The following is a 16,026-nucleotide window of genomic DNA, read 5'->3' as shown; positions in this document are numbered from 1 at the left end:
AAGGGGATTATTTTTTCGTTCTATCCGTAAATTGTGGACAAGGACAAATTCCCCTATTGCTTCCTCTTGCAGTTTACTGCTATTTTTTTACGTTTGTTTATAACATGAACTTATCGATTTCTTGTGCAGGTCGTAGCATAATGGATAAAAATGTATTTCTTATTTTTGTTTTTTAAAAGGAAGCTACCTAAATCAATAGAAAGCCTATCTAGGTTTATCCAATATGTTAGTTTTACTAAATGAATAAACATTTACTACTAGTAGTTTGATATGAGAGTACAAAACGGATTATATTTTTAGATTAAAATAGGATTATTTCACCTTAATTAATTTAACAAATCAGAATCATCACCAGTTATTCTGGTGACAGCTACAACAAATTACAATACGTTTACAGCAAGATTCCTCACATCTTCTTTTACAGCACTTGCATTTTCTTTTACAACATTTTTGTCTTTTTCTACAGCACGTATGCTTATTGTCATTAAAACATTCACAATGGTGTTTATAGTTGTTACAATCCCTACACATTTTTATCCCTCCCTGATAACCAAAGCTTAGAATATTATATGTTCTAATAAGACAAGGGTTTGTTTTATAGCCTATCCATAACTTCTAAAACAATAATTCACACTAACTGTTATCCTCTATCCTGTCTCTCACTAATAATTTTTAAAATTTAGTTGTGTATCAACATATTAATGTTTACTCTAAAATCCTTAAACAATATATACTTTTAATATGATTTATTAGGTGCAATTCCCTCATTAGCTTTGAGTACTACAAATATAATTAGATTCAATTCAAAACACTATGTACAACTGCCATCTTTTGTTTTAGCTGCTTCTCGGGATATAAAATTATATCAGTTCTATATTAACGTTTAACTTTAGCATCTATAAAGATTTGTAATGGCAGTATATACCTTATTCATCTTTTTTACGTTGAAGTTATGTATTACATGATAAAAAGAGTACTTGTTTCCGCAAGTACTCTAGTTTCATTCACATTAGATAGAAGTTTAGGAAAGTTATATAACTAATCCTATACCAATTTATGCTCCTCCTTATTAAAATATATAGAAAAAACACATATTTTCACAATATTCCGGCAAAAAACAAATATTGTGACAGAGATAATAGTAATTTCATAAGTTCAAATCCTCTGAATTAGCGTTTCAATTCAAATTTTAACGAATTTACCGGGAAATTATCCTTCTTCAACCGTGTGAAGGGCGATAGCCCAACGGTAGGTGGGAGAGGAATTAACTTTGAACAAGTGGTGACAAGAAGCCCCTTAAGTGCTCGACATATGTAAAGTGTTCCTGTAAAAGCATGAACTTGACTACACAGTCTCACTAAAAAATCACTCGCTACGCGTTGATTTATCCAGACACATATAGTAGCCAAATCATGACCAGAAAACTTACGTTTCCGTTGTACAAAACCTAGTTCTTTAGCAAGGTTTTCTAAAAATGAAAGAGTAAGATATTCATATAATTCTTCAGAAAATAATTGTAGTTCACTTTGAATTGAAAGATTTATAAAAAAATGTTATTCTTTCTGTATATTTTTACAGAAAGAATAACATTTTTTACACTTGAGGATAGTCAGATTTCTTAAGTTGATGGGCATAGGTACTATCCCTTCTCTTTAAAAATTTGGCTTTATCTTGTGAATCGTAATTTTTTTCATATTTTATCTTTCTTGAACTACCCCTATTTTCACTTCGTTTAGAAGTGAGGGATTGCAGTTAGAAGCCTTATCGCTTCATTCTTTAGATTGATACTTGCGTTAATATCCCTATCATGGTGTGTACGACAAGAAGGGCAGTCCCATTTATGTAGGTTTAGATTTTTAACGTCTTTGTTTTAATATCCACAACGAGAGCATAATTGGCTGGAAGCAAATGTTTTTGATACGACAATGACTTGTTTTCCATACCATTTTGCTTTGTATTCTAACATGGATCGAAATTGCGACCAGGATACCTCACTAATTGCTTTTGCTAACTTATGATTCTTTAACATATTCGATACTTGCAAATCCTCTATACCGATAACATCGTGGTTTTTGATGATTTCAGTTGAGATTTTGTCCAAGTAATCTTTTTTAGTATTTTCCATGTATTCGTGAATTCTAGCTACCTTTACTCGCTGTTTATTCCATCGAAAAGATCCTTTCGTTCTTCTAGAAAGAACACGCTGTGCTTTCGCCAATTTCTCTTCTAATGTTCGAAAAAAATTCGGATTTTCATAGGTTGTTCCATCTGACAAAATGGCGAAATCTTTTAGTCCCACATCCATTCCGATGTAAGAATGTGTTTTCGGAAGTTCTTGTAATTCTGCTTCAACTAATAATGACACAAAGTATCTGCCAGAAGGTTTCCGTCTAACTGTAGCATTTAAGATACGTCCCCTTACTTCGCGACTTTTGGCAAATCGAGCAAGGCCTAGTTTCGGCAACTTTATCTTGTTTCCTACAACAGCAATATTTTCATTTGTTTGTTTTGTAGTATAAGATTGTACGTTGTTCTTCTTAGATTTAAAGCGCGGGGCGCTGTTTTGTTTTTTGAAAAAGCGTGTATAAGCATCCGCAAGGCTGCGAACAGAATGCTGAATCGCAATACTATCCACATCTTTTAGCCAAACAAACTCTTTCTTCATGGTAGGAAGTTTGGCAGAGCATGTACCATATGTCAAACCTTTTCCTGTCTCTTTGTATGCGCGATCCCATAGGGATAGGAAATGATTGAATACAAAGATCGTTTTGTTGATTAGAATTGCTTGTGCTTTATTTGGGTAGATACGAAACTTATAGGCTTTATTAATCATCATTTGATTCACCTCCATTTCGGTATATGGCTATTATGCACCAAACGTATATTCGATAGATAGTGAGGTAACACTTTATGTATGTCGAACAATTAAGATGGTTTCCTGCCATCCCTTGTTCGAAGCCAATTCATCTCCCACCTACTCACTGGGCTGTGACCCTTCACACTCCTTGAGGAAGGAGTCTTCTTGGCTAAAATGATAAATAATTTACATTATCACGGCAGTAGAATACCGCTGTACATGGGTCGATAAGGTTTCCAGCCACTCATATACAGGAGTGGCAAGCGAAGGGAAATGTGCCAAGGTGCCAGGTAAACTCAAGCGCAATTGCTGTGCAGCATCCACCCATGGAATTTGTCATTGGAATGCCTCGTAAAAGCATTCCCACTCAGGCAGATCCTCCCCATCTGGTTGGTCCATATGGGGTTGAATCTTACTCCATACTTGCATGAGTTGATCGCTATAGCACTGGAACTGCTCTTGGCTAACCAGACAAAACCATACTGGAGCGAGAAAATTATTCGTCTCGAAAGCTGTATTCTGATAATCTACTGAATCTGCATCAGCGTTTGTAACGCTTAGGAACGTCCGGTTTCCCATACAAAATCCTTTCCTCCTATCTTTTGTTTCACATCCAATAATGGAGTCAAACAGTCCATGGTTTTTTGTTAAAAATTAAGTTTCAGACTTGAGATGTTGATCCAACGCGGTATTTTGAATTTTAATTTGGCAGCTTGCGTAATTTTAATCACTGAACCTTTGCCCAACAATTGTTTTATTGATTAGGGTCGCTTGTGCTTTATTTGGATAGATACGAAATTTATATGCTTTTATTGATTATCATTCATTTCACCTCCATTTCAATATATGTCTATTATACAACTAACATACATTCGTTGGGTAATGAAATAACAATGTATGTCGAACAATTAAGATAGCTTCCTGTCATCCCTTGTCCGAATCCAATGCATCTCCCAACTACCGTTGGACTACGTTCTTCACACACTTGAAGAAAGGAATTTCTTTCGAATAATTCGTTAAAATATAATAAAAAGATGGTATTTTACTAATACCATCTTTTTATTATATTTTAACTATCTTACTTTTACTAATACCATTTGAGTTGATATTGTGACTTCACATATTCCTTGTTTCTTCTGCTATTTCACTTACTTCGGTTTCTTCCGCTACTTCGCTTTCTTCGGTTTCTTCTGCTATTTCACTTACTTCGGTTTCTTCCGCTACTTCGCTTACTTTCATAATGCCCTTTTTCCTATTCAGATCCATTAAAGAATATTCATTACCTGTAGACCTGTATCTAATTAATATAAATTCTATTTTTCTAAGTAATTCAATTAACTTCTCTAAAGTATGATTACTAATTTCAAAAGATTTTACTATGCTAAAAAAGAATAACAATAATTGCTCCAGTTCATTGAAAATCATATCCCGTGAAAACGAAGAATTATTTAAAAGTTTTAGTAGCTTCCGGTTCCTCTGATGCAAAAACCCTCTTTGTTCTTTTGATAAGTTTAAATAAACAAAAAACTTTTGTGCTATTCGGATCATTTTTTTTAAATCCTTAGTATAAGAAGATGAAGTTGCCGAAAATACTCGTTCTATATTTTTTTTGAAATTCTTTAAGAAAAGTACAAATTCTTTTAATTGAGATTGAGAAATTTGAATCGATGTTTTATTCGGTATACAACATCCTTGCTCACAAAAAAATAACCCTCCATGTTTTTCTTCCCAACCACTCATATACTCACCTCTCCCATTATATAGCCTATAACATACAATGCATACTGATTAAAAAAGGTACCAAAAAACAGTACTATTTTTATTAAGAAAATCCTCTAAAGTTATTGCTCCTCTGCACAAGTTAACTAAGTACTCGTCTTGTTATATCCTATTTAATTGCATCATTTTAACAATACATAATGCTATTTCAATCATATTATGAAAAAAGTAGGCTTACGCCTACCGACATTCATCTCCCACCTAAAATTACTATTTCAAACCTTCACATTTTGAGGAAGGAGTTTTCGGTTGAAAAATGATAAAAAATATAATTTTAATAATAACGTTCTCCTAAAATTAAATTGTCCTGGTTATCTGTAATTACTTTTCATTCTGCAATATATTGTAATTATGAAAATTAAATTTTGACATGATGAAATTTCCAGTAGGAGCTAATTTTTGAGAAATCGCTTGTATCACATTCATTAATTGATTTGGCTCAATGGGAGATGATAAGAATACTATTTGAAACTTTTTCTTATCTAATCCTTCATTTAATTTATTATACTCAATACATATTGTAGGAGCTATTTTATTTGCAAAAACTGCAGCTTTTTCATTACTTTCCACTCCGTATATAGAAGCTTCTGGGTACCTCCTTTGTATTTCTAATAAAGTTGCGCCACATCCAGTTCCAATATACAGAATATTCATTCCTTCTTGCGGGTAGTCAGCTACAACACGATCCGCAATTTCTAGTAGGTCATAATGTATAAAGAGATTTTCTTCAGAAAAACCCCATTTCTCATGAAATTTTTTACTATTTTTATTTAAAACTATAGAAAAATTAATATTATCTTCTTTCCATGAAGCACTTCCATAATGATGAATAAACGTGTCCCTGCATAAAAATAATTTATAACCTTTTTGATATATTCGAAGTGATATATCATCATCTTCGTAGTTACCAGGTGTAAAACGTTCATCTAACAAACCAATTTCATCTAATACTGTTTTTTTAATAAGCATACAAAATCCTATTAATTTCATACGCTCTTCCCATTTCTCCCTATCACTTTGATTAAATCCACTTGCAAATTCTTGCATTTCTTGAATATTCGTATAAAAGGTCGGAATTGCACTATAATAAGAGGCACTATTAGTTACCGGTCCAACTGCTGCAGTATCCTTTTCTGCATACAAACAGTTAAGTAAGTTTTTTAACCAATTTTTTGTTACTACTACATCGTTATTCAACAATAGTATATTTCCGCCTTTTGCTTCTCTAATTCCTTGATTACATCCCTTTGGAAAGCCCATATTCTCTGCATTTTCAATCATTAAAATATCCTGTTGTTGTTGTAACCATTGAACAGTCCCGTCAGTTGATGCATTATCAACTACTATTAATTCATACTCTTGCTGATTCGTATATTTTCTAATACTATCAATACATTCTTTAGTATATTTTAATTGATTATGCGTTAATATAATTATACTTGTAAGCATACAACCCTTCCCCTTTCAGCAACCATGATATTATCGAATACAATCCCCTATTTTACTAAGCTATGTTTTTAAAATCACATTAAAATATTTTCTATTACTTTTAATACTAGGGGGGATTTAGGATGAATCGTGCTACCTATTCATTACAATAACTAGCTTTCTCTTACTCCTTTATTTGTACATCACAAACCAATGAATGTGTAATTCTCATGAATAACAGGTATTTTGTATAAACAGGGAATTTTATATTTTGTCGTTACATGACACTAATATACTTCTTTTAAATTTTCATATTTCAAAAAAATAAAATCATAAATGTTAAAAATCTTCTAATTTGGATATATCATATATAAACGTAGAAAAAAACAAATTAAGTTTTACTCATTTTTTAGTTCTAAATAACATTCATCTCTATTTAGCATAATTGAATAACATCTTTAATTATGCCTTGACCTTCATCTAAACATTTTTAATAACATTTAAAAGCTACATTATATAATTTATGGACTTTGTATCCATTGATATAACTTTTTAATTTTTAACTCTTTACTTGTTTATAATGACCAGTTATAAACAAGTAAAGACCCCACATTATTATATGTAACATGAATAAAATTGTTGAGTAAAATCTAAAAATAGTTAGCAAATGTTAATTACTTTTTTGACGAGAAGAATCAATAAGAAAATAACTTTAAAAAAGCAATGTTTATTTAAATGGAAAAATATTAAGCTTCATAATCTTCCCCATACATTCATCTCTATCTTTTGTATGAACGCATCAATTATTACTCCATACAAAATGCGAAACAAATTCAAATTATCAACATCATGATACGTTTTACTATTCTAAAATTTATAAATCACTTTCCACATCTAATTAAAAGAATATTTATAGAAACTAGAAAAGAACCCTAAAAACTTAGGATTCTTTTAATATTCTCTAAGGTACGAAACTGGTTAACTGACACACATCTTAGACAGACTTTCAATATTTATTTTATTTTTTATAAATTATTGAAGTTTAATTATATTAACATTCGCTCCAGTTATATTTCTATTTCCTCCTGCAGAATTGACTAATGTTAATACATTAGGTCCAGCACCAGTTACTAGTATTGCAGCTGATGATAAATCAGTAGTAGAGTAAGCAGGTTGGTTCGTTGCGCTAGCTTGTGTTCACGGTACGAGAGATCCATTCAAGTGAAATTCTAATTGTACAGTACCAGTTCCCACACCTGATTCCGCTTCATAAAAAATCCAATACGTTTGATTAGGAGCCAATAGAATATCAATTGATCCTGGTACGTGCGTAATTGCTGTTCCATTAATAACTACATTAGTACTCAAAGGTATAGCAGCACCACCTGCAACGGTTTGTTGTGCACCATTAATGATCTGGGCATTATTAGCCAGTAATAAGTGGACCGGATGCTCCTGTTGCTCCTCCAGCAGGCCCCATTGCTCCTGTAGGTCCAGGTGGTCCTGTTAATGTTGGTTCTTGTAAAATCGCTTCTAATTTTGCTTTTAAAAATATTTCTGTTTCTACTACCCCCTGTAAAGTTGATTGTGCACTTTTATTTAATTGCATTAATTGATCAAAAGTTGGAGGAGGGGAAAGACTTTGCGTTAATAACCCTAATGCATATTGAATTTTTTCTCCATGATTTGATTAGTTCGATTTTAATATTAAAAGCCTAAAATTTATTTTGTCTCCTTTAATTCGTATATGGTATTTATATTTCTTCTAAGGCTTCAACAGCCGGAGTATAATTAGGTACTAATGAAAGAGATTTCTGATATGCTATTTTGGCCTCTTCTACATTATTCATTTTTTCAAAACAAGCTCCTTTATAAAACCAGGCTATATGTCCACCAACTCCATGTAAAGTCAGATGTTTTAAATTTTTATCTCCCATCTTTATACAACTTTCAAAAACTTTTAGCGCTTCATTATATTGTTCTTTTAAAAATAATATGACTCCTTTAAAAAAGTGCAAATCAACATAATCGGGATACAAACGAATCGCAGAGTCTATACCTGGCCATGCTCCTTCAATGCTTCCTAAACTTAAAAGTGTGGAGTATTTTAATTTATATAACAGCGAAGGTGGAAGCCGTTTATCTTTTATAAAATTCGCTATAGATTTATTAACATACTCAAATGCCTCGACATACTTCTTTTCTCGATAGTACTCACTAGCAATATGATACTCAATCCATGGACTATGATTCTCTTCTTTTAATTCTTCTTTTAATAAAGTTAAATTGCGCGCTAATTTTTTTTTATTAATTACCTCCGAATCCAAATATCCATAATGATAAACCTTTATTGGAAGCACCTTAATTTCTTTTATTTCCCCTAGCACCTCTTCTACATTTAATGCTTCATGTATATTGTATATAAACTTAAACCCTTCTTTATTTTTAAATAATCGAGTATGTGCAATATGAAAAGTCTGATGTATATCCTTTTGTTCTCCAATGTAATTAATTAGATGGATAGACAATATTTTTTCTTCTTCCGACTGAGCTAAAAAATCCTTAAGTTGTTTTTTATCCTCCAAATCCATTTCTTCATCCGCATCTAACCATAATATCCAATCTCCTGTCGCCTGTTTCAGACTAAAATTTCTAGCATCAGAAAAACTATTGTTCCACTCAAAACGAAAGATTTTCGCATTGAATGTTTCACAAATTTCAACTGTCTTATCTGTAGATCCTGTATCTACAATAATAATTTCATCAATAATGTCTTTTATGCTTTCTAAACAATTCGCAATATTTTTCTCTTCATTTTTTACAATCATACACAAAGAAATTGTAGGATACTTCAATAAAAACTCCTCCTTCTTTCATGTGAATATTTATAATGACTTTATGATAAAAAACATTAAAAGATAACGATTTTATAAAAAATATAATAAAAACAATTATTAAAGAAATTGCGGGAAACTTATATTTAAGAAAATAAAAATATTCAATTACTAAAATTTCATTAGTATCTAAAGCAAAATCTACTGGTTCTTTGACTGTACTACTGGTTGAAAGATTGACGTCTAAAACAAAAATATATCACTTGTCTAGTTATGCGGCAGAGAATATTGTATGCCTGAAGATATACAGTTTTTAGTTCCTTCTATTTTGAATCACCGTATCGTCTTATCAATGGAAGGTGCCTTACACATGACAAAATATGAAATTATGCAAAGGATTTTAAAAGAAGTTGATGTACCAGTGGAGGTTGAGCAAGCATGAATGAATAGCGCGTTGTAACCGTACCTTTATTTTTTCAACTTCATATTATTCAATTAACTGTTCCAGCCGCGTTACTTTTCACAATCTTTTTCTCGCAACGAATGCTTATGTTTCTCTTTTTCTTCTATTATTTATTTGCAACTTTCATTTACAAATATGCCGCCTTCATAGAGAAAACGTTTCAAGTTATAAGTGAGAAACAGAAAACGCGGCTTTTCCCTGATGAATCTGGATAGTTTTTTATTCATTTAAATTCATCTCTTATACCACATAAAGATCAATTAATTGAACAAATATCAAGAACGTTATTCTCGTTTCCATTTTCACAACCTGCTCATTCACCGCAAAAATGGGATTTATCATTAACTGCAACGAAACGTGGTGTGTTTCAAATTGAACAATTCGAATGTGTGTTAAAATATCCTTTTCATCTATTAACTATACATTCACCTATTTTTGATAAATTAAGAACAGAAATTATTGTATATCCTTCACCAAAACAAGTGATTGGACTGCAAGAACTACAACGGTTTTTAAACGGTTCGTATCGAATTAATTTTTCAATCTATCAGGACGAAACATCATTCGTTGGTGTGAAGCGATACGAGCATGAATTTTTCCGTTCTATCCATTGGAAAGCATCTGCTAAAATACATGAATTACAATCAACGCAATATGAACCTGTAAAAAATTATAGTTGGACGATTTGTCTTTCTTTAGCTGCTGATCGCGGGTTTGGTTGGAAAGATAATGTAGAAAACCTGATTTCATTTGTAATATACATATGCCAGTATACGACAAAGCAACAAATACCGTTTGAATTATTTATTAGTGTATTAGCAGAAGGTGGCCCATTACATTTAACGTTAAATGTAAGACGAACACAATACGCAAAATCTTTAGAGGAATTAGCACGTATTTCTTATGATAGTACATTGCTTCCGAAACAAGGATTCCTTCATTATGTAACGAGAAAAAGAGAACGATTATCTACATTGGTTTACAGAAGGATGAACTCCCTCTTCTATCGCAGCCTACGTTTCTCATTAATAACAAAGGGATGGTGGAACCAGTTGAAAACTTGGCTATATCACGTTAATGACCTTATTCTGCTCCTCCTCCTTTCGTTATTAACTGAAAGGTATGAACTAGTCGCTGTTGCTGTATTTTTAGCAATCGGATATGTAGGGGTATTTCTTATTCATAAATTTATGAATAAAAAACAACAGGATTTGTAATGCTACTCGTTATTCAAATCGTTGGTTGTTCTTTCATTCTATCTCTCTCTTTTTAGCACAATTATATTACCACTTTTCTTCTTTATCGTACACACGATTGGACCTGGGCATCCGGTACAAAAATCGTTAGGTGGTATTGTATGGTTTGTCACTATCGCTATATTTTATACACCTTTTCCACCGCTATGGAAATTGTTATTATTAGCTTTACACATTATGATTACATTTTTGCTAACAGGTTCAAATCGCAATCAACAGCTATTACGTTTTACTTCGGTTATTGCTATTAGAATAATTAGTAGTTTGTTCATTCTAATATCCCCATATATCCGCCTTCTTTTTTCTTATATCGTTCAAGTAGTTGCATTAGAACTCGGATACGCTATCAATCCGTTATTTTCAGCGGCTGAATTAAACGAAACAGAAGATTTTTGGTCAAATAAAGGAAATCTAAAAAAACTCAAGTTGAAGAACTTAATCCGCGTTCTTTTGATCCAGCTCTCATAAACAGCATTACAATTGTAGCCTGTACAGCCATAACTATTTACGTGGTTTGGAAAATAGTAAAAAAGCGAAAACATTTAAGCTTACCAAATATGCCTTTTTTTGAATCTACAATCATTACTGATAAAGAAGGAATTAGCCAAAAACGAATGAAGCGAAATAAACCACCACATAACGAAATTCGGAAAGAAATTTTTAAACTTGAGAGTAAGTTATCCCCCCCTTTTAATAGAAAACGAGGAGAAACTGTTGAGGCGTGGCTAAAGAGAAGTAATTGTGAAGAAGGCGTACATATTCAGAATGCTGTAATTATAGATACCTATAATACCGCACGTTATTCAAATGGTGAAAATACTGTACATATGCATGAATTTAAAGAGGAAGTACATAAACTTTATACGCTTCAGAAAGATTGGAAGAGAAGAAAAAGAAAAGATGACTCAATTTAACCGTACTTACCGAAAAAACTTTCCTTTCTTAAGCCTTTGCAGAGCGATAACCCAACGTACAGATACTATTCTTTTGGGTAGGATAGGGACTACCCTATTAGCTTGGTAAATATAAATGGATAGTAAAAGAACTTTCTTCTCAAGAGGCTCCCACTTCAATTTGGGTGAAAAGAATAAATATATGATGAAATATATTGACGAGTTGCAGTGAATATTTCAGCCTTTATATCCCTTATTCTCTTCTTGGAATCGAACCTAATAATGGTTCTAAGTATCCATATATATCAAAATTTCACATTATATTATGGGTTTTATACATTTTTAGCAAGTTTTTCAATTCATACTATTCTATCCATTTGCCGTTTTCATTTTTTATTATCTAAACGAACAAAATTTTAATGAAATGCACTCCCGATTGTTAGACCCAACAATCGGGAGTGCATTTTCTTTCCCACAGTGAACAAAAAATATTAAATACGCTATTCATTAATGAAATAAATTATAATTTCATTTAAAATGATAGCTCTCATTATGAGCTTTAATTATGGGAGTGGTGTCACACTAACTAAATCTAATACATTTTCCAATTTGAATTGTAAAAGCATTTCTTGCTTTACAACCGTTTGTAGTGTTTGACGAACACTATTATTTAGCGTTAACAAATCTGGTAATGTTGTTGGTGGAGGAGTAACACCAGTATCTAATGTTCCCAATAAAAATTGGATTTTCTCCGCTTCACTATTAATAATATGGGCTAATGCCAATTCTTCAAGTGCAATAGAAGCCAAAATTAAAGAAATTGATTGACCAGCAGTAATTGATATTGTTGGAGTTATATTAGGGATATTCGCTTGAGACATGCTCATCTTCCTTTCTGTTTTTAAAATCTATACATCATACGAGCTTCTAAATGATTTAGAGCCTGTCTGCACAGCCCGTATTTTTTTCAGGCTTCAGCACAACAAATTAAAACAATACAAACATGACAGTAGCAATAATATCTTTTGCAAACTGCATTTACTGATCAATAGCACCTAAACTCCAAATTACTATTTAAATGGGACACAAAGCCTTTAGGTTTTATATAGTTCCGTCATTTTCTTTCAATGAAACAATTAATCCATTTGATTCTCAATTAGATTTCTCTCCATTTATTACTGTTTTTACATCTTTCGTTATTGTATCTGCGTTCTACCCTCGCTTTTCCCTGTATTTATAAATTTATTTTTTTAGAAAATCGATATAATTTTTTTATAGATTTTCTCCAACTTAAGTATTCTATTTATTTTTATAGGTATTTTTCCCTTCTTCTGGAGTAAGTTGAAAATAAGGAGGGGATTTCTATGAAATCAATTGGAATCGACCATAGTGACTTAACTATAATTGGACTAACCGAGTACTCAAAAGTTCGTGTTGAACTTGTGACGAAATTATCAAACGGACATTTTTCAGAATCATTTAAAAATCTTTTAGAACCCTTACCAAAAGAAAAACAACTTGAACTGTTACATCATGAAGCCATTCTTGTAGCTGTCGCGAAAATGATTGATGCAAACAATCAAAAGCTTGTAATACAATTAGAGTCACCGTCTCCAAATGAATAATTTTTTATCTCTTTTCAAAATCATTGAACAACCTCTTATTTCTCAGAGGTTGTTCTTAATTTATTATTTGCTTTGTATTTAATTAACTTTATTTTTGAGAGTACCATACTAATACTTCTATTCAATTTCATCTGAGCTATTATAAACTCACCTAGCGCTTAAAAATGGTCTCATATTGATTAAAACAAATAAAAATTTCATAGTTTAGTATCATGATTAAGACTAATATCATATCTTAAATCTAGGTATATTTTTATAATTCATTTAGACTCATAAAAATAATTCGATTTTTTCAAAACACACATTAAGGTAATAAATTTTATCAATTAAATCAGTGAAAGAGGAGTTTTTTATGTCACACGAAGTATCCACTCTCTTAACACGTTATTATGTAAAACTTGGTATGACAGCTGAAGAATACATTATATTAAATTCTTATTTAAATCATTCTAAAATTGAGTATATGCAGCAGGATTTGAATGAAATAGCTGAAATGACAAATAAAACCTTGGATGAAGTTAAGTCTACCTTACAATCATTATTTGATAAGGGGCTCATTAGTAAAGATCCAATACACCATACAATAGATATATTAAAACTGCACCTTAAACTAATTAGTGTTCAAAATGATTCAATATCTTTACACTCTTTAATAACTAAAAGTATTAGAAATTATCAATGTTCTCATACTAAACACAATATGCAACATTTTGGTCAGGTAACTCTTCTAGCTCTTATTGAAGGAGGAATTGCTATTACACAAAGAACTCGTTATATACATGGTGAACTAATGTGGACAAAGCACCACATGCAGAAGTTACCCAAAGAGTTATCTCAATTTTTAGATAAAACAGACCAAGAATGGATTAATAAATATAATGAAAAATTAAAGAACTCAAACCTCCCTACTACTCTAGCTAAACTGCAAAATAAGAATGAATAACAACAAATTTAATACTATAGTTATCTATCATGGAAATAAAGAGCTTCATGGCAATCCAAAATACCTCGACTGCTTAAGCTCCTTCCAAACTACTTATACACCTCCACTTACTAAATCACCATCTTATAACAGAGAAGTTCCTGAAATACCACGAGCAACTTTCTCATTTGCACTAATACAAATTTAATACTCCTATTTCTTAAGGGACAAGCTGGTTGATATCAATAGCATTTCTACTACCAAAGGCAAAATCCATTCTAAATATTTTTGACGCTCAAGATTATATGTCACGATATATCTTTACTACCACGTTCACGACAGCCCATATAGGCTCGTGGGCTAAGCTACTGTTCTCATACCTTACTGATTATTGATTCTCCATTCTGTTTTAGCCGTTTATTCTTGACGACATATATTGCTTTGCGCACAAACTGAGATTAATTCCTGCATCCTCATGCAATATTCATTTTTCAACGAACCAAAGCATTTACAATTTTTAACGTTTTTTGTTATACAGAAGTGATACTTTCATCCTATACTCAAAGACAGACTAGAGTCTTGCAGAAGCTTTCTCATATCACAAAATCTATAAAGATTAATCAACATAAACGTCTAAGTTCTGTATAGAATATAAATTAATCTAGGAATTATCTGTACATTTATTAAGTGCTCTTTCTAAAAAGAGAAATTAACCTTTACTGACTGTTTTTTTTATTTTAATTCACCATTTTATTTAATACGCATAAAATATTTGGAACCCTTACTCGTTAAGCCATTCACTTGTTCATGACTCACAATCTTTGATAAAAATGAATGGCTAAGGTTTCTAAAAAGAGCACTTTGATACAAGTGCTCTTTTTAGAAACCCAAATAAAACTAACCTAAAATTGATTCAAACATGCCTACTTATAATTATCTCATAAGAAACTTTTCAACTGCAATATCATTAAAATAAACCTTTGTCAATCGCTTCGAAAACCTTGTGAACAGAGCCAAGATACGATTTTCTCATCACCAATTTTCCCAAGTATTAATGGTGTCTTTACAGTGAGTAATGCTATTACTATTTGTACAATAAATTTATTCGTAACAGATGCGCGTAGAACTTCGGTATCATATACAATTCCAGCACATTCCTCAATCGCAATTGCTGTCAATAATGTTTCTCTTATTCAGTACAACTGCTCTGGAGACGACCCTGCCACGTTCTGTACAGGTGCATTTGAAGCAAACTTCTATTACTGTGTTAGTTGCTAATAATCAACTAACACAGTAATTTTTCCCTTCACATGTCAGGTAAACATCCGTATATAATTTGGTAAATACCTTTTATAGGGGTCCCGCCACACTATCAAGCTAAGCTTATGCAAAGTCAATTTTAGGCGAGATTATTTCTTTTTTCTAAAGGCTACATGTAGGGAGTTTAAAGATTTGCATACGAAATAAACCCTAACAGGTTTCATTTTTTTGATTTAAGCTGCTTGATTTTCAGACATGGTACAATTGTAAACGACACCTAATATATCAAAGACTGTTTTCTTCTCATATCGATGAGATTTTCGCCCGTTTTGTTGTAAGAGGTTGAACAGGCGAATTAGAATCTTTGATAATTCTTGGGTGTCTTTCTGTATAGCTTGGAAAAGAAGAAGAAAGTAATCTTTTATCATATATATGGCCTTATATTCACTCAGTTCTCGTTTCTTTTTCATAAGAAGTAATTGCCGCATTTGAAACATGGTAGAAGAACAGAGTAGAATGGCAATCAGTTGCCCATACAAATGGCATTCCAATCGTTCTCTTTTTATCTTTTTACAATGATGAATATGAAAGAATGATTTCCACGTTTTAAATAAAATCTGTCGGGTAAAGAACTGGCGCGGTATCAGTTATGACCCGTTTCCAGCCCCTCCCCATAAGAACTGCTCGTGAAGTTTTCCCTCAAGCAGCT

At 31.9% G+C, this 16,026-nt stretch carries 9 protein-coding genes and 7 pseudogenes; 6 read left to right on the top strand and 10 right to left on the bottom strand.

The features are described from left to right. Positions 1-1,316 precede the first annotated feature (1,316 nt). The 8 genes and pseudogenes from MR155_RS29170 to MR155_RS29135 form a co-directional block, all read right to left on the bottom strand. A pseudogene (locus MR155_RS29170) lies at positions 1,317-1,544 on the bottom strand (IS4 family transposase); the annotation flags it as partial. A gap of 188 nt (positions 1,545-1,732) precedes the next feature. Beyond that, positions 1,733-2,836: pseudogene (tnpB, locus tag MR155_RS29165) on the bottom strand (IS200/IS605 family element RNA-guided endonuclease TnpB). Between the two features lie 753 nt (positions 2,837-3,589). Continuing rightward, positions 3,590-3,670 (bottom strand): annotated as a pseudogene (locus tag MR155_RS29160) (helix-turn-helix domain-containing protein); the annotation flags it as partial. Between the two features lie 303 nt (positions 3,671-3,973). Beyond that, positions 3,974-4,597 (bottom strand): collagen-like repeat preface domain-containing protein, encoded by a 624-nt coding sequence (locus tag MR155_RS29155; protein WP_242311862.1) that lies wholly within the window; start codon positions 4,595-4,597, stop codon positions 3,974-3,976. A gap of 360 nt (positions 4,598-4,957) precedes the next feature. Next, positions 4,958-6,085, bottom strand: coding sequence for a glycosyltransferase (locus MR155_RS29150; RefSeq protein ID WP_242311861.1), 1,128 nt, complete (start codon positions 6,083-6,085; stop codon positions 4,958-4,960). Positions 6,086-7,261: 1,176 nt separating this feature from the next. Then, entirely contained in the window at positions 7,262-7,432 is a 171-nt protein-coding gene (locus MR155_RS29145) for a hypothetical protein (RefSeq protein ID WP_242311859.1), read from the bottom strand. Positions 7,433-7,490: 58 nt separating this feature from the next. Further along, a complete protein-coding gene (locus MR155_RS29140) occupies positions 7,491-7,736 on the bottom strand; it encodes an alpha-helical endospore appendage domain-containing protein (protein WP_472927183.1) in 246 nt (81 codons plus the stop codon). An 82-nt stretch (positions 7,737-7,818) separates the two neighbouring features. Beyond that, complete coding sequence (locus tag MR155_RS29135; protein WP_242311864.1) at positions 7,819-8,892, bottom strand: glycosyltransferase; 1,074 nt, start codon at positions 8,890-8,892, stop codon at positions 7,819-7,821. Positions 8,893-9,169: 277 nt separating this feature from the next. Between MR155_RS29135 and MR155_RS29130 the strand changes: the two are divergent. From MR155_RS29130 to MR155_RS29120, 3 pseudogenes are all read left to right on the top strand, one after another. Next, a pseudogene (locus tag MR155_RS29130) lies at positions 9,170-9,340 on the top strand (AAA family ATPase); the annotation flags it as partial. Positions 9,341-9,441: 101 nt separating this feature from the next. After that, a pseudogene (locus MR155_RS29125) lies at positions 9,442-10,439 on the top strand (DUF58 domain-containing protein). Continuing rightward, a pseudogene (locus MR155_RS29120) lies at positions 10,414-11,531 on the top strand (DUF4018 domain-containing protein). The pseudogenes MR155_RS29125 and MR155_RS29120 overlap by 26 nt, the downstream one beginning before the upstream one ends. Positions 11,532-12,073: 542 nt before the next feature. Here the strand turns inward: MR155_RS29120 and MR155_RS29115 are convergent. Next, positions 12,074-12,391 carry an alpha-helical endospore appendage domain-containing protein gene (locus MR155_RS29115; RefSeq protein WP_240369247.1) on the bottom strand — a complete coding sequence of 106 codons (318 nt, stop codon included), beginning with the start codon at positions 12,389-12,391 and terminating at the stop codon, positions 12,074-12,076. 483 nt (positions 12,392-12,874) lie between these two features. Between MR155_RS29115 and MR155_RS29110 the strand changes: the two genes are divergently transcribed. The 3 genes from MR155_RS29110 to MR155_RS32315 all read left to right on the top strand — a co-directional run bounded on the left by MR155_RS29110 (position 12,875) and on the right by MR155_RS32315 (position 15,335). Beyond that, positions 12,875-13,135: a hypothetical protein gene (locus MR155_RS29110; protein WP_242311855.1), complete on the top strand. Its 261-nt coding sequence runs from the start codon at positions 12,875-12,877 to the stop codon at positions 13,133-13,135. 352 nt (positions 13,136-13,487) lie between these two features. Beyond that, complete coding sequence (locus MR155_RS29105) at positions 13,488-14,078, top strand: hypothetical protein (RefSeq protein WP_242311853.1); 591 nt, start codon at positions 13,488-13,490, stop codon at positions 14,076-14,078. A gap of 942 nt (positions 14,079-15,020) precedes the next feature. After that, entirely contained in the window at positions 15,021-15,335 is a 315-nt protein-coding gene (locus MR155_RS32315; RefSeq protein ID WP_396027185.1) for an S-Ena type endospore appendage, read from the top strand. Positions 15,336-15,550: 215 nt separating this feature from the next. Here MR155_RS32315 and MR155_RS29095 read toward each other — a convergent pair. After that, positions 15,551-15,937 (bottom strand): annotated as a pseudogene (locus tag MR155_RS29095) (IS4 family transposase); the annotation flags it as partial. Positions 15,938-16,026: the final 89 nt, after the last annotated feature.

It is taken from the genome of Bacillus cereus group sp. BfR-BA-01331 (genome assembly GCF_022663915.1).
Classification (GTDB): domain Bacteria; phylum Bacillota; class Bacilli; order Bacillales; family Bacillaceae_G; genus Bacillus_A; species Bacillus_A mycoides.
This window is presented reverse-complemented; position numbering and strand designations above follow the sequence as displayed.